Raw genomic sequence first — 25,852 nt, forward strand, 5'->3', positions numbered from 1 at the left:
CATGAACACCGCAACCACCCCCTTCTTCATTGCCACGGTCGAACCCAGTGGCCAGCAATGCGACGCTTGGCCCGAGCAACCCCTGTTGCTCTCACTGGAGCAAGGCGGCATTGACTGGCCCAGTTCCTGTCGCAATGGCACCTGCCGCACCTGCATCGGTCATCTGGCCCAGGGCCAGGTGCGCTATGCCATCGACTGGCCCGGCCTGACACCTGAGGAGATCGCCGAAGGTTGCGTCTTGCCTTGCGTGGCCTATCCCGCATCGGACGTGGTGCTGGAGGGTTCGTCCATCTGACCCCGCCACCGCGCCGGGTTTGCCGCGCACGGCCAGGGCGCACTGCACTAAAATCAGCGCTTTGGACTGGCGTGCAGCAACGGCGCACACCAGCCCACCATGCGGCAGCGCCGCATCGCATGTTCTTTGGGACGCTCGGCGGGCTCTGCCCCCGCCGGGCGCCAGCACCGGAGAACCTGCGTTGCAGGCTGACCCCTCCCCCCTGCGGCCCATCGAAGAAAGCCCCCATGAAGACCCCCCTCCCCCCCGCCTCCATCTCACCGGTACAGGACATCGTTGCCGAGATGCGCGCCGGGCGCATGGTCATCCTCGTGGACGAGGAAGACCGCGAGAATGAAGGCGACCTGGTATTGGCCGCCGACCATGTCACCCCCGAAGCCATCAACTTCATGGCGCGCTTTGGCCGCGGCCTGATCTGCCTGACGCTCACCCGCGAGCGCTGCGAGTTCCTCAAGCTCCCGCCCATGGCCACGCGCAACGGCACGGTGTACAGCACCGCGTTCACGGTCTCCATCGAGGCGGCCGAGGGCGTAACCACCGGCATCTCGGCGGCCGACCGCGCGCGCACCGTGCAGGTGGCCGTCGCGGGCAATACCAAAGCCGACGACCTGGTACAGCCGGGCCATATCTTTCCGCTGCAGGCGGTGGACGGCGGCGTGCTGATGCGCGCAGGCCACACCGAGGCCGGCTGCGACCTGGCCGCCATGGCCGGTTGCAGCCCCGCCGCCGTGATCTGCGAGATCATGAAAGACGACGGCACCATGGCGCGCCTGCCCGACCTGCAGGTGTTCGCGGCCGAGCACGGCATCAAGATCGGCACCATTGCCGACCTGATCGAACACCGCAGCCGCACCGAGTCGCTGGTCGAAAAAGTGGGCGAGCGCCCGCTGCAAACCCCCTACGGTGCATTCACCGCGCACGCCTTCCGCGACAAGCCCAGCGGGGCTGTTCACCTGGCGCTGGTCAAAGGCCAATGGGCTGCCGACGACGTCGTCCCCGTGCGCGTGCACGAGCCGCTGTCGGTACTCGACACGCTGGAAGTCAACCGCTCCATGCACTCCTGGGGCCTGGGCACCAGCCTGCAGTACATCGACCAGCAAGGCAAGGGCGTTGCCGTGCTGCTCAATTGCGGCGAAAGCGCTGCACAGTTGCTGGCACAGTTTGAAGGTACGGCCCGCGCTGCCCAGGCGCCCGAGCGCGGCCGCATGGACCTGCGCACCTACGGCGTGGGCGCGCAAATCCTGCGCGAATGCGGTGTGCAGAAGATGCAACTCATGGGCCAGCCCCGCCGCATGCCCAGCATGGCGGGCTACGGACTCGAAATCACCGGTTACATCCCGAAAGAATAGGAACCACACCCATGTTTGGCGCAGACAAAGGAACAGCGGACAAGCTCGATGGCAAGAAACTGCACATCGGCATGGTCCAGGCCCGCTTCAACGAAGGCATCACCAACGCCCTGGCCACGGCCTGCCGCAAGGCGCTGATCGACCTGGGCGTGCAGGAAAAGCACATCACCCATGTGCTCGTGCCCGGCGCGCTGGAAGTGCCCATGGCGCTGCAAGCCCTGGCCGAGCAGGACGAATTTGATGCCCTGATTGCCCTGGGCTGCATCATTCGCGGCGAGACCTACCACTTCGAGCTGGTGGCCAACGAGTCCGGTGCGGGTGTTTCGCGCGTCGCACTGGATTACCAGGTGCCCGTGGCCAACGCCATTCTCACCACCGAGAACCTGGAGCAAGCCATCGCCCGCCAGACCGAAAAAGGCCGCGACGCCGCCTACGTGGCGGTAGAAATGGCCAACCTGCTGGACCAACTGTCATGAGCGAGCACACCCCCGACGCGCCCGCCCCCCGCACCAAGCGCCCCGGCGTGACCAGCACCGGCGCGCGCAAGGCCTCGGCCAAATCCAACCGCAGCCGCGCACGCGAATTCGCGCTGCAAGCGCTCTACCAGCACCTGGTGGGCCGCAACGAGGCCGCCGCCATTGACGCCTTCACACGCGACCTGACCGGCTTTCACAAGGCCGATGCAGCGCATTACGACGCGCTCCTGCACGGCTGCATCGAAACCTCGGTCGCACTCGACGCCCTCATCACTCCGCTGCTCGACCGCAAGATGACCGAAATCTCGCCCATCGAGCACGCCGTGATGTGGATGGGTGTGTACGAATTCCAGCACTGCCTGGACGTACCCTGGCGCGTGGTGCTCAATGAATGCATCGAACTGGCCAAGGAATTTGGCGGCACCGACGGTCACAAGTACGTCAACGGCGTGCTCGGCGGCCTGGCCCCGAAGCTGCGTGCCGACGAAGTGGCCGCCGACAAGGCCGCAACACCCCGCGGCTGAGTGCACGATCGCAGCGGGCCCCCCGCCCGCCCTGTCTTTTCTCCGCAGCCCGCAACCCACGGGCCAGAACACTCCCCCATGAAAATCTCCACCCGCGCCAGCCGCATCGAACCCTTTTACGTAATGGAAGTGGCCAAGGCCGCACAGGCCATGGCACGCGAGGTGGCGGGTACGCGCGAGCCGATGATCTTTCTGAACATTGGCGAGCCCGATTTCACGGCGCCGCCGCAGGTAGCAGAAGCCGCTGCGCGCGCCATTGCCGCCGGTGCCACGCAGTACACGCAGTCACTGGGGCTCGACGCCTTGCGTGAGCGCATCAGCGGCTGGTACCAGCAACGCTTTGGCGTGAATGTGCCGGCGCGGCGCATCGTGGTGACTGCTGGGGCTTCGGCCGCGCTGCAGCTGGCCTGCCTGGCGCTGGTGGACGCGGGCGACGAAATCCTCATGCCCGACCCCAGCTACCCCTGCAACCGGCACTTCGTCAGCGCCGCCGAGGGCACCGCGGTGCTGGTGCCCACCACGGCCGAGGAGCGCTTCCAGCTGACTGCCGACAAGGTGCGCGCGGCCTGGACCGACAAAACACGGGGCGTGCTGCTGGCCTCGCCCTCCAACCCCACAGGCACCTCCATTGCACCCGATGAGCTGCGCCGTATCCACAACGTGGTGCAGGAGCGCGGCGGCATTACGCTGATTGATGAGATCTATCTGGGCCTGTCTTACGAAGAGCAGTTCAGCCACACGGCGCTGGCCATCGACGACAACATCATCAGTATCAACAGCTTCAGCAAATACTTCAACATGACCGGCTGGCGCCTGGGCTGGATGGTGGTGCCCGAGGCCTTGGTGCCGGTGGTCGAGCGTCTGGCGCAAAACTTGTTCATCTGCGCCTCGACCATCTCGCAGCACGCCGCGCTGGCCTGCTTCGAAGACGAGAGCATTGCCGAATACGAACGCCGCCGCGCCGAGTTCAAGGCCCGGCGCGACTACTTCATCCCCGAACTGCAGCGCCTGGGATTGAGCGTGCCCGTGCTGCCCGATGGCGCCTTCTACGCCTGGGCCGACTGCAGCAGCGCCTGCGCCAAGCTGGGGGTAGAGGGGAGCTGGGACTTTGCCTTTGAACTGATGCGCCGCGCCCACCTGGCCGTGACGCCGGGACGCGATTTCGGCAACTTTGACCCGCAGCGTTTTGTGCGCTTTTCCACCGCCAATTCGATGGCGCAGTTGCAAGAATCAGTAGCGCGCATGCGCGCACTGTTAGGCTGAGCATGGCGTTCATCTTCCCTGTCCGCATCTACTGGGAGGACACCGATGCCGGGGGCATCGTGTTCTATGCCAACTACCTCAAGTTCTTTGAGCGCGCCCGCACCGAATGGCTGCGCTCGTTGGGGCTGTCGCAGCACCGCCTGCGGGAACAAACCGGCGGCATGTTTGTCGTAACCGATGCCCGCTTGCGCTACTTCAGCCCGGCACGCCTGGACGACGAACTCATTGTTACTGCTGTTTTGCAAGACAAAGGCCGCGCCTCGTTGACAATGGCGCAGCAAGCGCTATTAAATCAAGAGCACATGAACGGCAAACCGCCCACTCTTTTGAGCGAAGCCACCATCCGCATCGGCTGGGTCGACGCGGCCACCATGCGCCCTGCCCGAATCCCCGGCTCCCTCCTGGAACAACTTTCATGAACTCCCAAGACATGTCCATCATCAGCCTGGTGCTGCACGCCAGCTGGGTGGTGCAACTCGTCATGGTGCTGCTGCTGGCCGTTTCGGTGGCCAGCTGGGCTGCCATCTTCCGCAAACTGTTTGGCCTCAACCGGGTGAAGGCGCTCAACGACGATTTCGAGCGCGAGTTCTGGTCCGGCACCAGCCTGAACGACCTGTACGCCAGCGCCGTGCAAAACGCCAAAAACACCGGCCCCATGGAGCGTATTTTTGCCAGCGGCATGCGCGAATACCAAAAACTGCGCGAACGCCGCATCCAGGACCCAGGCACGCTGCTGGACGGCGCACGCCGCGCCATGCGGGCGAGTTTTCAACGCGAGATGGATGTGGTCGAGTCCAGCCTGTCCTTCCTTGCATCGGTCGGTTCCGTCTCGCCCTATGTGGGGCTGTTTGGCACGGTGTGGGGCATCATGCACGCTTTCACCGGTTTTGCCGGCATGGAGCAGGTCACCCTGTCCACCGTGGCGCCCGGCATTGCCGAGGCCCTGGTGGCCACGGCCATCGGCCTGTTTGCGGCCATTCCCGCAGTGATCGCTTACAACCGCTTTGCCCGCGACATCGACCGCGTGGCCATCCACCAGGAGACCTTCATTGAAGAGTTCTCCAACATCCTGCAGCGCAACCTGGGCGCACACCCGGCGCCTGTAGGCACGGGCCACTGACCGAGGCAAAGACCACCATGCCCGCTTCAGCCTCGCGCGGCCGCGGCCGCCGCACCATCAACGAGATCAACATGGTGCCCTTTATCGACGTGATGCTGGTGCTGCTCATCATCTTCATGGTGACGGCGCCCATGCTGACGCCGGGCATGATCGACGTGCCCAGCGTGGGCAAGAGCGCCAAGGCGCCCAAAACATTCGGGCAGGTGATCGTCCAGAAGGATGGCAGCTTTCAACTCAAAACCGGCGGTAACGAGCGCCCGGTAACGGCCCAGACGCTGGGCACGCTGGCCAAGGCATGGCAAAAAGACCAGCCGGACAACACGCCTGTGGTCATCAGTGCGGACAAGGGCGTGCCCTACGAAGCGGTGGTCAAAGCCATGGACGCTCTGCAAAAGGCCGGAGTGCAGCGCGTGGGCCTGTCCGTCAAACAAGGCGGCTGAGAGCCTGCCACCGAATTCAAGCCACTGCATGCACGCCCACGACGACCGCGACCAATTCATCCCGCCCCGCCCCCCGGGCCGTGGGCGCGCCATTGCGCTGGCCGTGCTGGCGCACCTGGTGCTGGTGGGCGCGCTCACCTGGGGCGTAGCCTGGAAGCGCGACAGCGACCAGCCTGCCGTGGTGGCCGAGTTATGGTCCGCCGTGCCGCAGCAGGCTGCGCCACGCGCCGAGGAACCACCCACACCACCGCCCCCCCCACGCCACCCACACCGCAGCCGCCTCCCGCGCCACCACCCAAGGCGGTGGAGCCGCCGCCCAAACCGCAGCCCGATCCACGGGAAGCCGACATTGCGGTGGAGCGTGAGAAAAAACGCCTGGCCCTCGAAAAGAAAAGACACGAAGAACGCGAAAAGGAACAGGCCCGCAAGGAGCAGGACAAGAAAGACCGGCTCGCCAAAGAAAAGGCCGAGCGGGAAAAGGCGGCCGAGCGGGAAAAAGTTGAGCACGACAAGGAACAAAAGCGCCTTGCCGAAGACAAGCGCAAGAAAGAAGCCCTGGAAAAGGCCAGCGCAAAAGCTGCGGAAGAACGCCGCCAGGAAACCCTGCGCCGCATGCAGGGCCTGGCCAATGCCACGGGCGGCGCCAACGCCAGCGGCACGGCCCTGCGCGACTCCGGCCCCTCCGGCAGTTACGGCGGCAAGGTAGCGGCCAAGGTCAAACCCAACATCGTCTATCCCGATGCCCTGGACGGCAACCCCCGCGCGGTGGTCGAGGTACAGGCCGCCCCCGACGGCACCATCACCCGCACCCGGCTGAAGGAATCGAGCGGCAACAAGAGCTGGGACGACGCCGTGCTGCGCGCCCTGCAAAAAACCGAGACCCTGCCCCGCGATGTGGACGGCAGAGTGCCCGCCACCCTGGAAATCGGATTCCGCCCGCGCGACTGACCCTGTGCGCACCGGGTGCAAATGCCGGTGCGCACACACGCACTGGGGCAACTGCCCGACAATCACGCACCATGACCCTGAAAAGCCCCGAACTCCTGCTGCCTGCCGGCACGCTTGACCGCATGCGCGCCGCCTACGATTACGGTGCCGACGCGGTATACGCCGGCCAGCCGCGCTACAGCCTGCGCGCACGCAACAACGAATTCCGTATTGAACAGATACAGACGGGCATCGAAGAAGCGCATGCACGCGGCAAAAAATTCTTTTTGACGAGCAACCTGCTGCCGCACAACGACAAGGTACGCACCTACCTGCGTGACATCGAGCCCATCATCGCCATGCGCCCGGACGCCATCATCATGGCCGACCCCGGCCTCATCATGATGGTGCGCGAGAAATGGCCCGAAGTGGCCATTCACCTCTCGGTACAGGCCAACACGACCAACTTCATGTCGGTCAAGTTCTGGCAGAAGGTGGGCGTGACGCGCATCATCCTCTCGCGGGAACTGAGCCTGGACGAGATCGAGAAAATCCGCCAGGAATGCCCCGACATGGAGCTGGAAGTGTTTGTGCACGGCGCCCTGTGCATCGCCTATTCGGGCCGCTGCCTGCTGTCGGGCTACTTCAACCGACGCGACCCCAACCAGGGCACCTGCACCAACGCCTGCCGCTGGAACTACGCCACGCAAGAGGCCGCCGTGGACCCCAACACCGGCGAAGCCATGGCCCAGCGCATCGAGGGCGACTTCAATTTCAACAAGGCCCAGGAGGACGACAACTCCGCCTTTGCCTCGTGCGGCGGTGGCGAGCGGCACCCGCTGGCCGACAAGGTGTACCTGCTGGAAGAAAAAGAACGCCCAGGCCAGCTCATGCCCATCATGGAAGATGAGCACGGCACCTACATCATGAACAGCAAGGACCTGCGCGCCGTCGAGCATGTGCAGCGCCTGGTCGAGATCGGCGTCGATTCGCTCAAAATCGAAGGCCGCACCAAGAGCCAGTACTACGTCTCACGCGCCGCCCAGGTCTACCGCCGCGCCATCGACGACGCGGTGGCGGGCCGCCCCTTCAACCCCGAACTCATCACCGAGCTTGAAGGCCTGTCCAACCGGGGCTATACCCCCGGATTCCTGGAGCGCCGTCCGGCCAACGACTACCAGAACTACGAAACCGGCAGCTCCGAGTCGCAGCGCAGCCAGTTCGTGGGTGAAGTGAAAAGCGTGCAGGATGGCTGGGCCGAAGTGGAAACCAAGAACCGCTTTGGCGTAGGCGACAGGCTGGAAATCGTCCACCCCAGCGGCAACCGCACCGTGCAACTCACGCAGATGCGCAGCCTGGACGGCGAAGCACTGCAGGTCGCCTCGGGCAGCCCGCTGCGCGTGCGCATCCCAATCGAAGGGCCCGCCGAGGGGGCGCTGATTGCGCGGTTGGTGTGAAAGATGTTTTTTACAAGCTATTGAAAATATAGCTTGCAGCGCTTGGATCCATTGGATTTCAATATGAAAATTACCTGAAACCCTTATTGGTAAAGCGCAAGCAGCTCCTGTTTTTTCAGCCCGCTCGACTCTTTTAGCGGGGTGCGGTGATCAATCCAACAAAATGGCATGCGCCCCAACTCCGCCAGCCCGTTCGACCAACCAGCGGATTTCTAAAGCCCGAACAGACCCTGCTTTTCCGCCCAGATTCAACTTTTACCGGTGGCTGCCGATAACTTAGGGAGATATGCCGCGCCCTTGAATCTGCCCAGGAGACTGCCATGGCCACTTCTTCCGTCGGAAATATGCCCTCCACATCGGCCCTGCCCGCCCAGGAGGCCGCGCGCACCCACCGTACCACGCCCACCGAGGAAGCCCGGGGCACCAAGGCGCCCGATGGCAAACCCAACCTGCGCCAGCAGCAGAACGTGCAGATTCTGCAGGCATCGATGGACGTATCGATCCAGTCGGGCGACTCTTCACTGGCACTGCTTTACCGCACGGCCATTGATCGCATTAACGAATACCTGGAACCTGAGCTGGGGCCGAACGCCATCGGCGGCAAGGATGCGCCGGACGGCTCGCCCGAGGCCACTGCCGGGCGCATTCTTTCTCTGTCTACGGCTTTCTACGATGCTTATGCCGCACAGCCCAAAAACAAGGACAAAGATGCGGAAACCATGGCACGCGATTTTGTCGACCTGATCCGGGGCGGTTTTGAGCGTGGCTTTGGCGAAGCACGGGACATCCTCGGCGGCCTGGGCGTGCTCGGGGAGGACAGCCCGGTTGAGCAAGGCATCAACAAAACGTACGCACTGGTCATGCAGGGGTATGACGATTTTCTGGCTTCCAAACTCGGCCCCCGTCCGGCCACAGAACCCTCTGCCCCCGATGGTTCCAGCGCAGCAGCCTGAGCGCTGCAGGCCGCCCATCGAGCGGCAATGCCGTCCAGCGGCGCCAGCATCCGCCAAAAAAAACCCGCTCAAAGCGGGTTTTTTCATGTCAAGACTGAACGCTTCAAGCGTCGACACCCTTGGCCACGTCAGAGTATTCCTCGATCTGGTCAAAGTTCAGGTACTGGTAAATCTGATCGCTGCTTTGCTTGATCACCCCCATGTCGGCCAGGTATTCGGCCTTGGTCGGGATGCGGCCCAGCTTGGAAGCAATCGCCGACAGTTCGGCCGAGCCCAGGTACACATTGGTGTTCTTGCCCAGGCGGTTGGGGAAGTTACGGGTGCTGGTGGACATGACCGTGGCGCCCTCTTTCACCTGCGCCTGGTTGCCCATGCACAGCGAGCAGCCGGGCATCTCCATGCGGGCACCAGCGGCGCCGAAGACGCCGTAGTGGCCTTCTTCGGTGAGCTGCTGCGCATCCATCTTGGTGGGCGGTGCCATCCAGAGCTTGACCGGCATGTCCTTCTTGCCTTCGAGCAGCTTGGAGGCTGCGCGGAAGTGACCGATGTTGGTCATGCACGAGCCGATGAACACTTCGTCGATCTTGGCCCCCGCCACGTCGGACAGGGTCTTGGCGTCGTCCGGGTCGTTCGGGCAGCAAACGATAGGCTCGGTGATTTCGGCCAGGTCGATCTCGATCACGGCAGCGTATTCAGCGTCGGCATCGGGTGCCAGCAGCTGTGGGTTGGCCAGCCAGGCTTCCATGCCCTGGATGCGCCGACGGATGGTGCGCGCATCTTCGTAGCCTTGGGCGATCATGTTCTTGAGCAGCACGATGTTCGAGTTCAGGTACTCGATCACGGGGGCCTTGTTCAGGCGCACCGTGCAACCGGCAGCCGAGCGCTCGGCCGAGGCATCCGACAACTCAAAAGCCTGCTCCACCTTCAGATCGGGCAGACCTTCGATTTCAACGATACGGCCCGAGAAGATGTTCTTCTTGCCTTGCTTGGCTACGGTGAGCAAACCCGCCTTGATGGCATAGAGCGGAATCGCATGCACCAGGTCGCGCAGCGTCACGCCGGGCTGCATCTGGCCCTTGAAGCGCACCAGCACCGATTCGGGCATGTCGAGCGGCATGACGCCGGTAGCGGCGGCAAAGGCCACCAGGCCAGAGCCTGCGGGGAAGCTGATGCCCACGGGGAAGCGCGTGTGGCTGTCACCACCCGTGCCGACGGTGTCGGGCAGCAGCATGCGGTTGAGCCAGCTGTGGATGATGCCGTCGCCGGGCTTGAGCGAGATGCCGCCACGGTTGCTGATGAACTCGGGCAACTCATGGTGCATCTTCACGTCCACGGGCTTGGGATAAGCGGCCGTGTGGCAGAACGACTGCATCACCAGGTCGGCGCTGAAACCCAGGCAGGCGAGGTCTTTGAGCTCGTCGCGCGTCATCGGGCCGGTGGTGTCCTGCGAGCCGACCGAGGTCATCTTGGGTTCGCAGTAGGTGCCGGGCAGCACGCCCTGGCCTTCAGGCAGGCCGCAGGCGCGGCCCACCATCTTCTGCGCCAGGGTAAAGCCCTTGCCATGGCTCTTGGGCACTTGTGGTAGGCGGAACAAAGTGGAAGCAGCCAGCCCCAGCGCCTCGCGTGCCTTGGCGGTCAGGCCACGACCGATGATCAGCGGGATACGGCCACCGGCGCGCACTTCGTCGAACAGCACGTCGCTCTTGACCTCGAACTCGGCAATCACTTTGCCGTCCTTTAAGGCCTTGCCTTCGTAGGGACGCAGTTCGATGGTGTCGCCCATGTTCATCTGGCTCACGTCGAGCTCGATGGGCAGCGCGCCCGCGTCTTCCATGGTGTTGTAGAAGATGGGGGCAATCTTTGACCCAAGGCAGACGCCGCCAAAGCGCTTGTTGGGCACAAAGGGGATGTCTTCGCCGGTAAACCACAGCACGCTGTTGGTGGCCGACTTGCGGCTCGAACCCGTGCCGACCACGTCGCCGACATAGGCCACGAGATGGCCCTTGGCGCGCAGGTCTTCGATGAACTTCACCGGGCCGCGTTTGCCGTCTTCCTCGGGCGTGATGCCGTCGCGCTTGTTCTTGAGCATGGCCAGCGCATGCAGCGGGATGTCAGGGCGGCTCCAGGCGTCGGGTGCGGGGGAGAGGTCGTCGGTGTTGGTCTCGCCCGTGACCTTGAGCACGGTGAGCGTAATGCTCTTGGGCACTTCAGGGCGGCTGGTGAACCATTCGGCATCCGCCCAGCTTTGCACCACAGCCTTGGCAAAGGCATTGCCCTTATCGGCCTTTTCCTTGACGTCGTGGAACTGGTCGAACATCAGCAGCGTCTTTTTCAGCGCCTCAGCGGCAACACCTGCCACGGCAGCATCGTCCAGCAGGTCGATCAGCGGCGTGAGGTTGTATCCACCCAGCATGGTGCCCAGCAACTCGGTGGCTTGCGCACGGCTGATGAGCGAGCATTTCTCGGTACCGTGGGCCACGGCGGCCAGGTAGCTGGCCTTGACCTTGGCGGCATCATCCACGCCTGCAGGCACGCGGTGGGTGATCAGCTCGACCAGCGTGGTTTCTTCGCCTGCCGGCGGGTTCTTGAGCAACTCGACCAGTTCGCCGGTTTGCTTGGCGGTCAGGGGCAGCGGCGGAATACCCAGCGCTGCGCGCTCGGCCACATGGTCACGGTAGGCTTGCAACATTTACTTCTTTCTCCGGTTACTTCTATCTTTTCAAACGAGGGGCAAGGCTTTCACAGCCCGCTGCGGGCAATTACTTGGTAGTTTTTGCTTCGAACAAGCTGGGCGGGGGGGTTTTCTTGATGGCTTCGGCCACCACGGTCTGTTCCGGGCTCATGCATTCGTCGGCCAGGCGCTGACCACGCTTCTGGTCCATCAGCATGGATTTGTTGGCGATCTGCAGCCACACTGCGCCGCCAGCCTGGTCTTCCAGGCGCACCGTGCCGGTCGACGTAACCACCGGAACCATGTGGTACTTGAAGCCTTTGCCGCCCACGTGGAAGTGGCCCGGCGCTTCGGTGTCTGCCGTAACACTGACCGTAGCCCCCAGCTCACAGGCGATCTGGCCAACATAAACGCGCTGTGCAATAGCCAGCTCTTCAGGAGACATTGCCGTGCGCGCAGCGATCAGACCACTGGCGACTTGACTCGTCGCGCTGCGCAGCTGCACGCGGCTGCTGGGCGGCTCGACCTTGGCCACCGTGGTTTTGGTGCTGCCTTTGGCGGATGCCTTTTTGGCGACGGACTTGGTCTTGGTCTCTGTTGCAGCCTTGGTCGATGACTTGATTGATGACTTGGGCGCTGATTTGGCAGCCGGGGCTGCCTGGGCCAGAACCAGAGAAGGTACCAAGGCGATGAGTGCAGAGGCGAGCAGTGTTTTCATGATGTGGCTCCAGCGTGAGGAAAAAGGTTCAGCAATGCGACGATGCAAACCAGTGTTGTACCGCATGCGGCAGACTTCGCCCAGTCTGGTGTGCACGTTCCAGCACCTGCCAGAAATACCGGTAGCTCGCGCGGTCGTGCAGAACGCCATCCGCACTGATGGGCGCCCAGTCTGCCTCAGCGGCGGCAGCAATGATGCGGGAAGCCTCCTGCACCTCGTCCTGGGCAGGCGACAGCGCTTCAAGGATAGGCCTGATCTGCGCCGGATGGATGCTCCACATGCGGGTGTAGCCCAGCTCGCGCGCAGCGCGGCGGGCTGCGGACTGCATGGCGGACATGTCCGTGAATTCCGTCACCACGCAATGTGAAGGCACCTTGCCATGGGCATGGCAGGCGGAGGCGATTTCCAGCTTGGCCCGCACCACCAGCGGGTGATCAAACTGCCCTGCCGACGTCATCGCCGATGCCGGAATGGCGCCTCCATGGGCCGACACGAAGTCCATCAAGCCAAAGCTCAGGCTCTGCACACGCGGGTGGGCAGCAATGTCAAAGGCGCGGTGAACCGCGCCAGGGGATTCGATGAGGGCGTGGAGCGGCAGATGCGCAGCCCCTGCACGCTCAAGTGCGCGCTCGGCCTGCAGCACATCGTCGATCGACTCGACCTTGGGTAGCATGATGTGGCACAAACGGTGGCCCGCCTGACCGGCGATGGTAGCCATGTCGCTGGCAAAAGCCGGATGATCCACCGCATGCACACGCGCCGCAACCCGGGCGCCGGGCGCCGCTTCACAGGCCAGCGCCACGACGAGAGTGGCATGTTCGACCTCGGCGCCCACGGGGGCGCCATCTTCGCAATCCAGCGTCACATCAAAGACGCAGGCGCCAAACTCTTGTGTCATTTCAGCCTGCAGTTGCAGGCTTTTGCGCATCCGCGCTGGGGCACCGCTGTAATGGTCACAGACCGGCAGCAAACCTGCTGCGGCCTGGGCACCCAACAGGATGTCGCGCGGATGCGAGGCACCCCCCATGCGTTTCACTGCGTGCGCTGCGCCGCCCCCGAGAGGGGCGATCACGGCTTGGGGAGACCCAGCATCGCTCATGGGCGCTTAAAGCAGGTGCTTCACGCCGTCCTGCTCGCCTTGCAGTTCTTCCAGCGTCTTGTTGATGCGCTCTTGCGAGAAGGCATCGATTTCCAGGCCTTCGACGATCTTGTATTCGCCGTTTTCGCAGGTCACGGGGAAGCCGAACATGGTGTCCTTCGGGATGCCGTACTGGCCGTCCGATGGGATGCCCATGGTGACCCACTTGCCGTTGGTGCCCAGGGCCCAGTCGCGCATGTGGTCGATGGCGGCGTTGGCAGCCGAGGCAGCCGACGACAGGCCGCGCGCTTCAATGATGGCGGCGCCACGCTTGCCGACCGTGGGCAGGAACACGTTGGCGTTCCATTCCTGGTCGTTGATCATCTGGGCAACGCTCTCACCATTGATGGTGGCAAAGCGGTAGTCGGCGTACATCGTGGGCGAGTGGTTGCCCCAGACAGTCAGCTTTTCGATGTCGGCCACGGGCTTGCCGGTCTTGGCGGCAATCTGGCTGGCAGCGCGGTTGTGGTCCAGGCGCAGCATGGCGGTGAAGTTCTTGCGCGGCAGATCAGGGGCCGACTTCATGGCGATGTAGGCGTTGGTATTGGCGGGGTTGCCCACCACCAGCACCTTGACGTTGCGGCTGGCAACGGCGTTGAGGGCCTTGCCCTGTGCCGTAAAAATGGCGCCGTTGACGGCCAGCAGCTCGGCACGCTCCATGCCGGGACCGCGGGGACGCGAACCGACCAGCAGTGCGTAGTCGGCGTCCTTGAAGGCGGTCATGGGGTCGCTATGGGCAGTCATCTCGACGAGCAGCGGGAAGGCGCAGTCGTCGAGCTCCATCATTACGCCCTTGAGTGCCTTCTGCGGTCCGTCCACGGGTACTTCGAGCAACTGCAGGATGACAGGCTGATCCTTGCCCAGCATTTCGCCCGAAGCGATGCGAAACAGAAGGGCGTAGCCGATTTGGCCTGCGGCGCCGGTAACGGCTACGCGAACGGGCTTTTTGCTCATGGTGAGAACTCCAGGAAGTGAAGGAAACAGGGGAGAGTGCAGCGGTTGCCACCTGCGCCTGTTATCAGCAACACGTGCTCCGCGAACAGGGCGGGATTTTACTGCCGTTTTCCGCACTGCGTCAATTTGTCTTATGTCTTATATAAGATATGATTGAGCACCATGCGGCGCCCGGCTTTTGCTTTGCACCACCCGTTCGCGCACCTCCATGCACCATGTCTTCACTACCGCTTTCCGCCACTGACTTCCCGGATCCGCTGCAGCCGGTCGGCTTGCCGGCGCCAGCGTTCAGCCCGCTCTACCAGCAAATCAAGGGCCTGATCCTGCAAAGCCTGCAGGCAGGCGAGTGGAAGCCCGGCGAAGCCATTCCCAGCGAAATGGAATTGGCAGCCCGCTTCAAAGTCAGTCAGGGCACGGTTCGCAAGGCCATCGACGAGCTGGCTGCCGAGAACCTGGTCACGCGCCGCCAGGGCAAGGGCACCTTCGTGTCCACCCATGCCGAGCAACATGTGCAGTACCGGTTTCTCAAGCTGATGCCCGACAGCGGAGACGCCAGCGTGGAGGGCCCTGCAGAGCGCCTCATCATTGACTGCAAGCGGGTACGCGCCAGCGCCGAGGTCGCCCGTGCGCTGGGCCTGCGCACGGGCGACCCCATGGTGCAGGCACGCCGTATCCTGTCGTTCAGCGGGGTCCCCACCATTCTTGAAGAGATATGGCTCCCAGGCCAGGCTTTCAAAGGTCTAACGGCAACGCAGATGGCCAACTACCCCGGCCCCACCTACGCCATGCTGGAGTTGGATTTTGGCGTTCGCATGGTGCGTGCCGAAGAAAAAATTCGCGCCGTGCTACCGGACGACGAACAAGCCAAACGACTGCAAGTCACCCCGGCAACGCCCCTGCTAAGCGTCGAGCGCATTGCTTACACTTACAACGATGTTCCCATGGAGTTACGGCGCGGTCTTTACCGCACAGACACCCACCACTACCACAACGAACTGAACTGAAGATAACAGCCCCACATTGGCACGCAATGCCGAAAAAAACAGAAAATACCACCTGCATCAAATGATGCCTTGCTGCATTGCAATAGAATTTTGGGTTCTCCTTGCGCTCAAAATTACAAAGCAGTTACCTCCACGAAAGCACTTGCCATGACCGAGCTAGCCAAAAAGCGGCCTGAATTCCGCAACATCAACGCCTTCAAGGACCTGACGACCTACCGCATGACGGCTGCCGCCTGGGTCTCCATCCTGCACCGAGCGAGCGGAGCCATCCTGTTCTTGCTGCTGCCGCTGGTGATCTGGCTGTTTGACACCTCCGTATCTTCCGAGTATTCATTTGCGCGCTTCAAGTCCGCCTTCGGCACTGGCGTGGGTTTTGTACCCGGGTGGTTTCTCAAGCTGGTGGTGCTGGGCATCATGTGGGGCTACCTGCACCACATGATTGCGGGCATGCGCCACCTGTGGATGGACGTCAGCCACGAAGCCGTGAACAAACAATTCGGCAAGTCCTCCGCCATTTTCACCCTGGTGGTCAGCATCTTCCTGACGCTGGTCTTGGGCGCAAAACTCTTCGGTCTGTACTGATTCAACCCCGCGCCCCTGACGCCAGCGGCGGGGTGGCCTGACGATAAAGAGGAAAATACCATGTCCAACTACGGATACAAACGCACCGTCGTGGGTGCCCACTACGGTTTGCGTGATTGGCTCAGCCAGCGCGTTACTGCAGCGCTCATGATCTTGTTCACGCTGGCATTGCTGCTGCAGGTCGTGTTCAGCAAGGGCCCCGTGGGTTACGACCTGTGGGCCGGCATCTTTGCTGCCCAATGGATGAAGTTCCTGACCTTCTCCGTCATCATCGCGCTTGCCCTGCACGCCTGGGTCGGCATGCGCAACATCTGGATGGACTACATCAAGCCCGTAGGACTGCGCTTGGTGCTGCAAGTCTTCACCATCGTCTGGCTCGTCGGCTGCGCGGGCTGGGGTTTCCAGGTTCTGTGGCGTCTGTGATGCCCACGCCCAATACCGCGAACAAAGGCTAAATCCATGAGCTACACCAACGCCAACATCACCAAACGCAAGTTCGACGTCGTCATCATCGGCGCCGGCGGCTCCGGCATGCGCGCCGCCCTCGAACTCTCGCGCGCAGGCCTGAACGTGGCCTCGCTGTCCAAAGTGTTTCCTACCCGCTCGCACACCGTGGCTGCACAAGGTGGCGTGAGCGCATCCCTGGGCAACATGAGCGAGGACAACTGGCACTACCACTTCTACGACACCATCAAGGGCGGCGACTGGCTGAGCGACCAGGACGCGGTCGAATTCATGTGCCGTGAAGCGCCCAACGTCGTGTATGAGCTGGAACACTTTGGCATGCCGTTTGACCGCAATGCCGACGGCACCATTTACCAGCGGCCGTTTGGTGGCCACACTGCCAACTATGGCGAAAAACCTGTGCAACGCGCTTGCGCGGCCGCTGACCGAACCGGCCACGCCATGCTGCACACGCTGTACCAGCAGAACGTCAAGGCCAAAACGAATTTCTTCGTCGAATGGATGGCCCTCGACCTGATCCGCGATCAGGATGGCGACGTGGTCGGCGTGACGGCTCTGGAAATGGAAACGGGCGACCTGTACATCCTGGAAGCCAAGACCGTGCTGCTGGCTACCGGCGGCGCCGGTCGCATCTTCGCTGCCTCCACCAATGCGTTCATCAACACCGGCGATGGCCTGGGCATGGCGGCACGCGCCGGCATCCCGCTGGAAGACATGGAGTTCTGGCAGTTCCACCCCACCGGCGTTGCTGGCGCAGGTGTTCTGCTCACCGAAGGCTGCCGCGGCGAAGGCGCCATCTTGCTCAACAGCAATGGCGAGCGTTTCATGGAGCGCTACGCGCCCACCCTGAAAGACTTGGCACCACGCGACTTCGTTTCCCGTTCCATGGACCAGGAAATCAAGGAAGGCCGTGGCTGCGGCCCGAACAAGGATTACGTCCTGCTCAAGCTTGACCACCTGGGCTCCGAGACCATCCACAAGCGGTTGCCGTCTGTCTATGAGATCGGCGTCAATTTTGCCAACGTGGACATCACCAAAGAGCCAATCCCAGTGGTGCCCACCATCCACTACCAGATGGGCGGCGTGCCGACCAACATCCATGGTCAGGTGGTGACACATGACGGCACAGGCAATGTGATCGTCAACGGACTCTACGCGGTGGGCGAATGCTCGGCCGTCAGCGTGCACGGCGCCAACCGCCTGGGCACCAACTCGCTGCTCGACCTACTGGTGTTCGGCAAGGCCGCAGGCCGCCACATCGTCGAATTCAATGCACGCAACGCCGAGCACAAGCCACTGCCCAAGGATGCAGCCGACCGGACACTCGAGCGCCTCAATCAGCTCGAAAATTCCACCGGTGGCACCTACTCGCAAGCACTGGCAGGCGACATTCGCGCCACCATGCAACAACACGCTGGTGTGTTCCGTACGCAGGCCAGCATGAACGAAGGCGTAGTCAAAGTCGCTGCGCTGCGTGAGCGTGTCGCCAGCATCGAGCTGAAGGACAAATCCAAGGTCTTCAATACCGCACGCATCGAGGCACTGGAAGTGGACAACCTGATCGAGGTGGCACAAGCCACCATGGTGTCGGCCGCAGCACGCACAGAATGCCGCGGCGCACACATGGTGTACGACTACGAACATCCTGCCGACCACCCCACCGCACCGCTGGGCCGTGACGACGTGAACTGGCTCAAGCACACCCTGTGGCACAGCGCCACGAATAGCCTGACCTACAAGCCAGTGAACATGAAGCCACTGACCGTGGAAAGCATTCCACCCAAGGTTCGGACGTTCTAAATCGGCAGCCCCACGAGAGAAGAATCATGCAAAAACGCACATTTCAAATCTATCGCTACGACCCGGACAAGGACACCAAGCCTTACATGCAGACCATTGAGGTTGAACTCGATGGCCATGAACGCATGCTGCTCGACGCGCTGATCAAACTCAAGGAGCAGGATCCTGCACTGTCGTTCCGCCGCTCCTGCCGCGAGGGTGTTTGTGGCTCGGACGCCATGAACATCAACGGCAAGAATGGCCTGGCCTGCCTGACCAACATGAACACGCTGCCCGGCACCATCGTGCTCAAGCCCCTGCCGGGCCTGCCCGTGATTCGCGATCTGATCGTGGACATGACACTGTTCTTCAAGCAGTACAACTCGATCAAGCCTTACCTGATCAACGACAGCATTCCGCCCGAAAAGGAGCGCCTGCAGTCACCAGAGCAGCGTGAGGAACTCGACGGTCTGTACGAGTGCATTCTGTGCGCTAGCTGCTCCACCGCCTGCCCCAGTTTCTGGTGGAACCCCGATAAGTTTGTGGGCCCTGCCGGTCTTCTGCAGGCCTACCGCTTCCTGGCCGACAGCCGTGACGAAGCCACGGGCGAGCGCCTGGACAACCTGGAAGACCCCTACCGCCTGTTCCGCTGCCACTCGATCATGAATTGCGTGGACGTCTGTCCCAAGGGACTGAACCCCACACGGGCCATCGGCAAGATCAAGGAATTGATGGTGCGCCGCGCCATCTGACCTGCACGCCTCGAAGCCATGGGTGAAACCTCAACCATAGACCTGTCAGCGCCATCACCGCTGCTGGACACACGCGAACTCAGCAAGCTGCACTGGCGCTGTCGGCGTGGCCTGCTGGAAAACGACCTGTTCATCGAACAGTTCTTCTCCCGTTTCGAGTCCACGCTGACCCAGTGGCATGCCCAGGGGCTGACAGCGTTGATGGATCTTGCGGACAACGACCTGCTGGATCTCCTGCTGTGTCGGAAAGAACCCGAAGGCGAATTGAACACTCCGCCGGTATGTGAAGTACTTGGCATGCTCAGACAGAGCGGAGCCCGGTTGGCGAAGACCTGACCGTGGCTGCAGACCCACCAGACCAGATCATCGGCAAACTCTAGAAGGACGAAACAATGAAGCTAGCAGACAACAAAGCCACCCTGTCGTTCAGTAACGGCAGCCCCAGCGTGGATCTGCCTGTCTACCAGGGCAGCATTGGCCCCGACGTCATCGACATCCGCAAGCTGTACGCGCAAACGGGCATGTTCACCTACGACCCGGGCTTTCTTTCCACCGCGTCGTGCCAGTCGGCCATTACCTACATCGACGGTGACAAGGGTGAGTTGCTGTACCGCGGCTACCCTATCGAGCAACTGGCCACCAAGTGCGATTACTTGGACACCTGCTACCTGCTGCTCAAAGGCGAACTGCCCAACGATGACCAGCGCAGCGACTTCCACCAGCGTGTGCTCAACCACACCATGGTGAACGAGCAAATGCAGTTCTTCCTGCGGGGCTTTCGCCGCGACGCGCACCCCATGGCCGTATTGACCGGTCTGGTGGGCGCCCTGTCGGCCTTCTATCACGACAGCACCGACATCAACAACCCGCAGCACCGCGACATCGCCGCGATCCGCCTGATCTCCAAAATGCCCACGCTGGTGGCCATGGCCTACAAGTACGGCAAGGGTGAGCCTTACATGTACCCGCGCAACGACCTCTCGTACGCAGGCAACTTCCTGCGCATGATGTTCGGCACCCCTTGCGAGGACTACAAGGTCAATCCGGTGATCGAGCGCGCAATGGACCGCATCTTCATCCTGCACGCTGACCACGAGCAAAACGCATCGACCTCCACGGTGCGCCTGTGTGGCTCCTCGGGCACCAACCCCTTTGCTGCCATTGCTGCCGGTGTGGCCTGCCTGTGGGGCCCCGCCCACGGCGGCGCCAACGAGGCCTGCCTCAACATGCTGGAAGAAATCCAGGCCATGGGTGGCGTCTCCAAGGTGGGAGAGTTCATGGAGAAGGTCAAGGACAAGAACTCCGGCGTCAAGCTGATGGGTTTTGGCCACCGCGTCTACAAGAACTACGACCCACGCGCCAAGCTCATGCAGGAAACCTGCGACGAAGTGCTGGCCGAACTGGGTCTGCAAAACGACCCGCTGTTCAAGCTGGCCAAAGAGCTGGAAAAGATTGCTCTGGAAGACGACTACTTCGTGCAGCGCAAGCTCTACCCGAACGTGGACTTCTACTCTGGTATCGTGCAGCGTGCCATCGGCATTCCTGTCAATCTGTTCACCGGCATCTTTGCACTGGCCCGCACAGTGGGCTGGATTGCCCAGCTGAACGAAATGATCAGCGATCCGGAATACAAAATTGGCCGTCCACGCCAGTTGTTCACCGGTTCACCCCGCCGCGACATCTGATCAACCGGCACCATCTTTGGCTCCCACCACGAGGTGAGAGCTATCACACCCGCCCCCTGGGCGGGTTTTTTCTTGGAAAATCCAGGGCAACCAGTGCCAGCGCATTAACCATGAATGGTGATGCCGCACTCCCGATCCGTTACAGTCCCGCACTTTGTGCATTGCCAAGGAAGTCCACCGTGTCCAAACCACCGATCACCCTGTCCTCGCTGGACCTTGACCGCATTGAAACCCTGCTCGCAGCCATTCCTTCCAGCGTTTTTCCAAACAAGGCACAACTGCAGTCAGAGCTTGACCGCGCCGAAGTGCTCGCCCCCGAGCAGATGCCGGCCACGGTCGTGACCATGAATTCCACCGTCAAGTTTTCTATTGCCGAGACGGGCAAGGAGTTCTGTCTGACGCTGGTCTATCCGCGCGACATGGACGGTAGCGCAGACCGTATCTCCATCTTTGCTCCAGTGGGCAGTGCTTTGCTCGGCCTATCGGTAGGCGACGCACTGGCCTGGCCTGGTCCCGGCGGCAAAAGCATGACCGTTCATGTGACAGAAATCATCTATCAACCCGAGCGTTCTGGCGAACTTCATCGTTGACCTTGTACGACCATCCTAAAATGGTCCAGTGAACCGCCCTCCCTCCCACCCGTTGACCGCACCATCCGCCACGACGGACTCGAACATCCACGAGCCTCCGGTGGACGCAGTCGTCTTCGATCCGCAATCCACCACCGCCTTCCAACGGCGCATGGAACGTGCACCCGATTGGTTCTGTTCCTTTCTCGCGGGAAACTCCCGCGAAAAAACCCGCTTGCGCAGCGAACTCACGGTGATGAAAGGATCCGTAGTGTGGTTGGTGCGCCAACGACGCCTCGGGCACTGGAGCGCACAAGAACGCACGCACCTGCGCCAGGTCATGCGTTCAGCGTCCTCGGTCAGCCCTTATCTGATCATCTGGGTCATTCCTGGCTCCATGTTGCTCCTGCCTTTTCTGGCGTGGTTCATTGACCACAAACGCAAGGGTCGGCGCGCAGCAGAAGAACGCTGATCTGGTCGGAACGCCGGTCACAACCACCTGGCACGCAATGGCTGGGCGATCACATCCAGGCATTTGCCCGCACGACCAGCAGACCCGCACCCACCAGACCAGCTTGCCAGCGCAGACCCTGGTGCCATGTGGGCGCCGGTTGCTCTACCCAGCGGTACAGTAGCCGCCCCGCAGCCAGTGACAGCATGAATGCAGTCAGCATTCCCAGTGCATTGGGCAACACGGTGTTCGGCCACAGCCCATGCACCAACGCGTTCACTAGCAAACAAACGGGGAAATGGACCAGAAACACCGAATAGGACATCTGCCCCCATTGCTGCATCCAGGTGACCAGCACATGGCGAGGCCAGACGATGGGACGCAGCAGTGCCCATGCCAGCACCAACGCCGTCACCAAGGCCACGGCAATTCGCTCCCGAAAATCCAGGGCCAGAGCCAACCCGACCAGAGCGACCAGCCCTGTCAGCCACCACCCCGGTCGGGGTGAGCGAACGGCCCAATACACCACCATGCCCATGCCATAGGCACCAAAAAAGTAGATCCCCCACATATCCAGCTCCGACTGGCGGTTGAACACCAGCAAGGACGCCGCGATTCCCGCCACCACCATGGCCTTGCCCATCAGGGCTTCCCACTTGTCGCCAAAGCAGCCTACGGATCTGACGCCGGCAAACAGCAGCGTCGCCAGCACGAACAACTGGAAATCAATGGCCACGTACCAGACTCCGGCCGACAGAGACTCTTCATCCACGATGTTCTGCAAAAGCAAGGCATGGGCGAGCAACTGGGGCAGCCGTGGTTCTGCCGGCACGCTGGGGTGGTCCAACCAGGGTCGCACCAGGGCGGCCGCCAGTACCGCTACGACCAGGGCTACCGCGTACGGCACCACCAGGCGCGTAAAACGCCGCACGATCTGCTGGCGCGCACTGCCAAATCGCGCCCGGCCCTGCGGGGCCAGATGCGCTACCGACAGATAACCGCCCAGCACCAGAAACACCTGCACCGCCATGCGACCATAGTCGTACAGCCAAGAAAGCAGCCTGGGAAACAAAGGCAGCACGGCATCGGACATAGGGCCGTAAAAGGCCAGGTGATGCCAGATGATCAAGGCGCAGGCCAGCGCCTTGAAGATGTCTATCAGGGGGTCGCGGGAGAGGGGGGAAGACATGAAGAGGGGTTCAGTGGGGCGGCACCCCGGCCCGAATGCCAGGCTGTGCGTCCGTCAGCAGCATTGCCGACAACCCTTTGTTAATCACCCAAGGCGCAACGGGGTTGACAAAAGGGTGCCTAAAAGACGTAAATTTCTAGAAGTATTTTACGCCTATCACATTTTCAAAACCCTGTGTTTTGACTAAATGTTTCAAATCCATATAATTTAGCCTTCTTTAACACCTGCAACGCAGGTAATGCGCTTCCACTGCAGCCCCTTGCAGGCTGCTACGCGGGCTCTGCGCCCCGTTCATCAAGGCGGACCCTGCGCGCCTGATACCCCTGCAGAGTGCACCCCGTGCACGCTGCCCGTGCCTTTCAAAAGTCCTCAGCCCGACCTCTTTTGAAGCGTGCGACCGTTTCTTATGGCCCGCCGCCATACGAAGCAGAGGGCCACAACCCTCGCCCCCACATTTTCATCGTCCCGCGTGCACTCGCACCACCGGGCGTGGCAACAGCATTGGAGCGATTCGCTCTGGCCGATTGCCATCTACCAAGGAAATCATCCATGGCCAAAAAAATTACCATTGAGCATGTATTCAAGGTGTTCGGCGACGCGCCGAACACTGCACTTGAACTGGTGCGGCAAGGCTGCAGCAAGCAGGACATTCTGGCGCGCACAGGCCAGTCGATTGGCGTGTTCGATGCCCACTTCACCATCGGCGCGGGCGAGATCTTTGTGGTCATGGGTTTGTCGGGTTCCGGTAAATCCACGCTGGTGCGCATGCTCAACCGCTTGATCGATCCCACCGCCGGCCGCGTGCTGGTCGATGGTGTCGATCTGGCCTCACTGCCCGACGCCCAGTTACGCGCCCTGCGGCGCAAGGACATCAGCATGGTGTTCCAGTCGTTCGCGCTCATGCCGCACATGACCGTGCTGGACAACACCGCCTTCGGCCTGGAGCTGGCGGGCGTGGACCGGGTTGAGCGCCAGGCCCAGGCAGCCCAGGCACTGGAACAGGTCGGTCTGGCCGGTTGGGGCGCCAGTTACCCCGACGAGTTGTCGGGCGGCATGCAACAGCGCGTGGGACTGGCGCGCGCCCTCGCATCCGACCCCTCCATCCTGCTCATGGACGAGGCCTTCTCCGCCCTGGACCCCATCATCCGTACAGAGATGCAGACCGAACTGCTGCGCCTGCAGCAGATCAAGCGCCGCACCGTTGTCTTTATTTCACACGACCTGGACGAAGCCATGCGCATCGGTGACCGCATCGCCATCATGAAAGACGGTCAGGTCGTGCAAGTGGGCACACCGGATGAAATCCTGCGCCACCCCGCCGACGATTACGTGCGCAACTTTGTGCGCGGTGTCGATGCAGCAGCCGTATTCAAGGCGGGTGACATCGCGCGTCGGCCGCTGACCATCGTTTCGGAACAGAACGACCGGGGCTCGCGCGCCGCACTCAAGCTGATCGAAAACGACGACCGCGACTTCGCTTACATCGTCAACACCCAGGGCCGCTACCTGGGAACCGTGTCTGCCGATTCGCTGCGCAGCGCGCTCGACGGTCACCAGGGCCCGCTCGGTCTGCAGCATGCTTTTTTGAACGGCCTGGAGCCTATTGCTGCCGACGCCCCTGTGGCCGACCTGTTTGGCCAGGTGGCGCATGCACCTTGCGCGGTCCCTGTGGTCAAGGGCGATGGACGTCTGGCCGGTGTCATCAGCAAGACCACGCTGCTCAAGTTCCTCGACCGAGACACCCCACCTATCGAAGCCAGTGCTGCCCCGCAAGCCGCCATGGCCTTCGCCCACTGAAAGACGCACCATGAACGAATCCACTGCGATGCAACAGGCCGCGCCCGATATGCCGCTGGCGCCTCCCGCAGACACCAACCCCTGGGCGACGGGCGGCGACGCCGCGTCTTTGGCACCATCGCCCTGGGACAGCACGGCAGCCCCTTCGGCGGCAGCAACGGCGCCCCCCGATACCGACGCCTGGGGCACGACAACCGCCCCCGCCGACCCGTCAGCCGCCAGCAGCTGGCTCGATGCACCGGCCAATGCCCACGACGCCCTGACCGCGCAAGCCGATGCTGCGGGCCAACACACCGGCTTTGCACTGCACCAGTTATGGGATGGCTCACTTCCCATAGAGGCCTGGATCAACCAAGGCCTGGCCTGGGTGGTGCAGAACTTCCGCCCCTTCTTCCAGACGGTGCGCGTACCGATTGATGGCACGCTTTCCTGGGTGGAAGGACTGCTCACCAGTGCTCCAGCACTGGCCATGATCGCCTTGCTGGGCCTGCTGGCCTGGCAATTTGCCGGGCGCCTGATTGCCGTGGGCGCTGTAGTGTCGCTGCTGGTGGTGGCCATGCTGGGCATCTGGCCCGAGGCCATGGTGACGCTGTCGTTGGTGCTCACTTCGCTGGTGTTCTGCGTGGTCATCGGTTTGCCGCTGGGTATTTTTCTCGCATCCAGCGACCGGGCACAAAACACCATGCGTCCCTTCCTGGACGCCATGCAGACCACGCCAGCCTTCGTGTACCTGGTACCGGTGGTGATGCTGTTTGGCATTGGCAATGTGCCGGGCGTCATCGTCACCATCGTGTTTGCGCTGCCGCCGCTGGTTCGCCTGACCAACCTGGGCATCCGCCAGGTGCGGCCCGACCTGATCGAAGCCGGGCGTGCCTACGGCGCCTCGCCCCTGCAGATGCTGCTCAAGGTGCAACTGCCACTGGCCATGCCCTCGGTGATGGCTGGGATCAACCAGTCGCTCATGCTCTCGCTGTCCATGGTCGTCATCGCTTCCATGATTGCCGTCGGGGGCCTGGGCCAGATGGTGCTGCGCGGCATTGGCCGGCTCGACATGGGCCTGGCCACCGTCGGGGGCCTGGGCATTGTGCTGCTGGCCATCACGCTGGACCGCATCACCCAGGCCATGGGCCAGCCGCGCCGCGGTGTGCGCCACTGGTGGCAGACCGGCCCGACCGGGTTGGTGCTGCGCCTGCTGCGTGCCCGGCCCGCGCAAGCCGCCGCCACCGCGCAGGGCGCCAGCCACCCTGCCCCTTCATCCGCACACGGATGAGGCCTTCACCCATTTTTTACCGCC

Annotated in this window: 26 protein-coding genes and 1 pseudogene; 22 read left to right on the top strand and 5 right to left on the bottom strand. The window is 62.4% G+C overall.

Annotated features, from left to right (window positions below; translation table 11 throughout):
* Position 1: 1 nt before the first annotated feature.
* The 11 genes and pseudogenes from C8D04_RS08000 (at position 2) to C8D04_RS08050 (ending at position 8,804) form a co-directional block, all read left to right on the top strand.
* Positions 2-295 carry a 2Fe-2S iron-sulfur cluster-binding protein gene (locus tag C8D04_RS08000; RefSeq protein WP_116006094.1) on the top strand — a complete coding sequence of 98 codons (294 nt, stop codon included), beginning with the start codon at positions 2-4 and terminating at the stop codon, positions 293-295.
* Between the two features lie 227 nt (positions 296-522).
* Positions 523-1,644, top strand: a complete 1,122-nt coding sequence (ribBA, locus tag C8D04_RS08005; protein ID WP_116004360.1) for a bifunctional 3,4-dihydroxy-2-butanone-4-phosphate synthase/GTP cyclohydrolase II — start codon at positions 523-525, stop codon at positions 1,642-1,644.
* A gap of 11 nt (positions 1,645-1,655) precedes the next feature.
* Entirely contained in the window at positions 1,656-2,120 is a 465-nt protein-coding gene (gene ribH, locus C8D04_RS08010) for a 6,7-dimethyl-8-ribityllumazine synthase (RefSeq protein WP_116004361.1), read from the top strand.
* Positions 2,117-2,644: a transcription antitermination factor NusB gene (nusB, locus tag C8D04_RS08015; protein WP_116004362.1), complete on the top strand. Its 528-nt coding sequence runs from the start codon at positions 2,117-2,119 to the stop codon at positions 2,642-2,644. The genes ribH and nusB overlap by 4 nt, the downstream gene beginning before the upstream one ends.
* Positions 2,645-2,722: 78 nt before the next feature.
* Positions 2,723-3,907, top strand: coding sequence for a pyridoxal phosphate-dependent aminotransferase (locus tag C8D04_RS08020; protein WP_116004363.1), 1,185 nt, complete (start codon positions 2,723-2,725; stop codon positions 3,905-3,907).
* Between the two features lie 2 nt (positions 3,908-3,909).
* Positions 3,910-4,326, top strand: coding sequence for a tol-pal system-associated acyl-CoA thioesterase (ybgC, locus tag C8D04_RS08025; RefSeq protein WP_116004364.1), 417 nt, complete (start codon positions 3,910-3,912; stop codon positions 4,324-4,326).
* Entirely contained in the window at positions 4,323-5,027 is a 705-nt protein-coding gene (gene tolQ, locus C8D04_RS08030; protein ID WP_116004365.1) for a protein TolQ, read from the top strand. The genes ybgC and tolQ overlap by 4 nt, the downstream gene beginning before the upstream one ends.
* A gap of 17 nt (positions 5,028-5,044) precedes the next feature.
* Entirely contained in the window at positions 5,045-5,467 is a 423-nt protein-coding gene (locus C8D04_RS08035; RefSeq protein ID WP_116004366.1) for an ExbD/TolR family protein, read from the top strand.
* 28 nt (positions 5,468-5,495) lie between these two features.
* Positions 5,496-6,415: pseudogene (gene tolA / locus C8D04_RS08040) on the top strand (cell envelope integrity protein TolA).
* 71 nt (positions 6,416-6,486) lie between these two features.
* Positions 6,487-7,851, top strand: a complete 1,365-nt coding sequence (yegQ, locus tag C8D04_RS08045) for a tRNA 5-hydroxyuridine modification protein YegQ (protein ID WP_116004368.1) — start codon at positions 6,487-6,489, stop codon at positions 7,849-7,851.
* Positions 7,852-8,171: 320 nt separating this feature from the next.
* Positions 8,172-8,804 carry a DUF5610 domain-containing protein gene (locus tag C8D04_RS08050; RefSeq protein ID WP_116004369.1) on the top strand — a complete coding sequence of 211 codons (633 nt, stop codon included), beginning with the start codon at positions 8,172-8,174 and terminating at the stop codon, positions 8,802-8,804.
* 103 nt (positions 8,805-8,907) lie between these two features.
* Here C8D04_RS08050 and acnB read toward each other — a convergent pair whose 3' ends face one another.
* The 4 genes from acnB to C8D04_RS08070 all read right to left on the bottom strand — a co-directional run bounded on the left by acnB (position 8,908) and on the right by C8D04_RS08070 (position 14,285).
* Positions 8,908-11,493, bottom strand: coding sequence for a bifunctional aconitate hydratase 2/2-methylisocitrate dehydratase (gene acnB, locus C8D04_RS08055; protein ID WP_116004370.1), 2,586 nt, complete (start codon positions 11,491-11,493; stop codon positions 8,908-8,910).
* 70 nt (positions 11,494-11,563) lie between these two features.
* Positions 11,564-12,193 (bottom strand): hypothetical protein, encoded by a 630-nt coding sequence (locus tag C8D04_RS08060; protein ID WP_116004371.1) that lies wholly within the window; start codon positions 12,191-12,193, stop codon positions 11,564-11,566.
* A 28-nt stretch (positions 12,194-12,221) separates the two neighbouring features.
* A complete protein-coding gene (locus C8D04_RS08065) occupies positions 12,222-13,220 on the bottom strand; it encodes an aldolase/citrate lyase family protein (RefSeq protein WP_116006095.1) in 999 nt (332 codons plus the stop codon).
* Between the two features lie 78 nt (positions 13,221-13,298).
* Positions 13,299-14,285 carry a malate dehydrogenase gene (locus C8D04_RS08070; RefSeq protein WP_116004372.1) on the bottom strand — a complete coding sequence of 329 codons (987 nt, stop codon included), beginning with the start codon at positions 14,283-14,285 and terminating at the stop codon, positions 13,299-13,301.
* A 215-nt stretch (positions 14,286-14,500) separates the two neighbouring features.
* Between C8D04_RS08070 and C8D04_RS08075 the strand changes: the two genes are divergently transcribed.
* The 9 genes from C8D04_RS08075 (at position 14,501) to C8D04_RS08115 (ending at position 21,593) form a co-directional block, all read left to right on the top strand.
* Positions 14,501-15,289, top strand: a complete 789-nt coding sequence (locus C8D04_RS08075) for a GntR family transcriptional regulator (protein ID WP_116006096.1) — start codon at positions 14,501-14,503, stop codon at positions 15,287-15,289.
* 147 nt (positions 15,290-15,436) lie between these two features.
* Complete coding sequence (sdhC, locus tag C8D04_RS08080; RefSeq protein WP_116004373.1) at positions 15,437-15,871, top strand: succinate dehydrogenase, cytochrome b556 subunit; 435 nt, start codon at positions 15,437-15,439, stop codon at positions 15,869-15,871.
* A gap of 60 nt (positions 15,872-15,931) precedes the next feature.
* Positions 15,932-16,294, top strand: a complete 363-nt coding sequence (gene sdhD / locus C8D04_RS08085; RefSeq protein ID WP_116004374.1) for a succinate dehydrogenase, hydrophobic membrane anchor protein — start codon at positions 15,932-15,934, stop codon at positions 16,292-16,294.
* A gap of 36 nt (positions 16,295-16,330) precedes the next feature.
* Positions 16,331-18,136, top strand: a complete 1,806-nt coding sequence (gene sdhA, locus C8D04_RS08090; RefSeq protein ID WP_116004375.1) for a succinate dehydrogenase flavoprotein subunit — start codon at positions 16,331-16,333, stop codon at positions 18,134-18,136.
* 26 nt (positions 18,137-18,162) lie between these two features.
* Complete coding sequence (locus C8D04_RS08095; protein WP_116004376.1) at positions 18,163-18,867, top strand: succinate dehydrogenase iron-sulfur subunit; 705 nt, start codon at positions 18,163-18,165, stop codon at positions 18,865-18,867.
* An 18-nt stretch (positions 18,868-18,885) separates the two neighbouring features.
* The gene (locus C8D04_RS08100) at positions 18,886-19,203 is read left to right on the top strand and encodes a succinate dehydrogenase assembly factor 2 (RefSeq protein WP_116004377.1); all 318 of its coding nucleotides are present in this window, start codon (positions 18,886-18,888) and stop codon (positions 19,201-19,203) included.
* A gap of 56 nt (positions 19,204-19,259) precedes the next feature.
* Positions 19,260-20,552, top strand: coding sequence for a citrate synthase (gene gltA, locus C8D04_RS08105; RefSeq protein ID WP_116004378.1), 1,293 nt, complete (start codon positions 19,260-19,262; stop codon positions 20,550-20,552).
* A gap of 179 nt (positions 20,553-20,731) precedes the next feature.
* Positions 20,732-21,142, top strand: coding sequence for a nucleoside diphosphate kinase regulator (rnk, locus tag C8D04_RS08110; RefSeq protein WP_233521144.1), 411 nt, complete (start codon positions 20,732-20,734; stop codon positions 21,140-21,142).
* A gap of 28 nt (positions 21,143-21,170) precedes the next feature.
* Positions 21,171-21,593, top strand: coding sequence for a hypothetical protein (locus C8D04_RS08115; RefSeq protein ID WP_347708417.1), 423 nt, complete (start codon positions 21,171-21,173; stop codon positions 21,591-21,593).
* A 49-nt stretch (positions 21,594-21,642) separates the two neighbouring features.
* Here C8D04_RS08115 and C8D04_RS08120 read toward each other — a convergent pair whose 3' ends face one another.
* A complete protein-coding gene (locus C8D04_RS08120; protein ID WP_116004380.1) occupies positions 21,643-22,761 on the bottom strand; it encodes an acyltransferase in 1,119 nt (372 codons plus the stop codon).
* Positions 22,762-23,310: 549 nt separating this feature from the next.
* Between C8D04_RS08120 and proV the strand changes: the two genes are divergently transcribed.
* Both proV and proW read left to right on the top strand, forming a co-directional pair.
* On the top strand, positions 23,311-24,558 hold the full coding sequence (gene proV / locus C8D04_RS08125) for a glycine betaine/L-proline ABC transporter ATP-binding protein ProV (protein ID WP_116004381.1): 1,248 nt from the start codon (positions 23,311-23,313) through the stop codon (positions 24,556-24,558).
* A 10-nt stretch (positions 24,559-24,568) separates the two neighbouring features.
* Positions 24,569-25,828, top strand: a complete 1,260-nt coding sequence (gene proW / locus C8D04_RS08130) for a glycine betaine/L-proline ABC transporter permease ProW (protein WP_116004382.1) — start codon at positions 24,569-24,571, stop codon at positions 25,826-25,828.
* The last annotated feature ends 24 nt before the right edge of the window (positions 25,829-25,852 follow it).

This window comes from Simplicispira sp. 125, from assembly GCF_003096555.1.
In the GTDB taxonomy this organism is placed as follows: Bacteria; Pseudomonadota; Gammaproteobacteria; order Burkholderiales; family Burkholderiaceae_C; genus Simplicispira.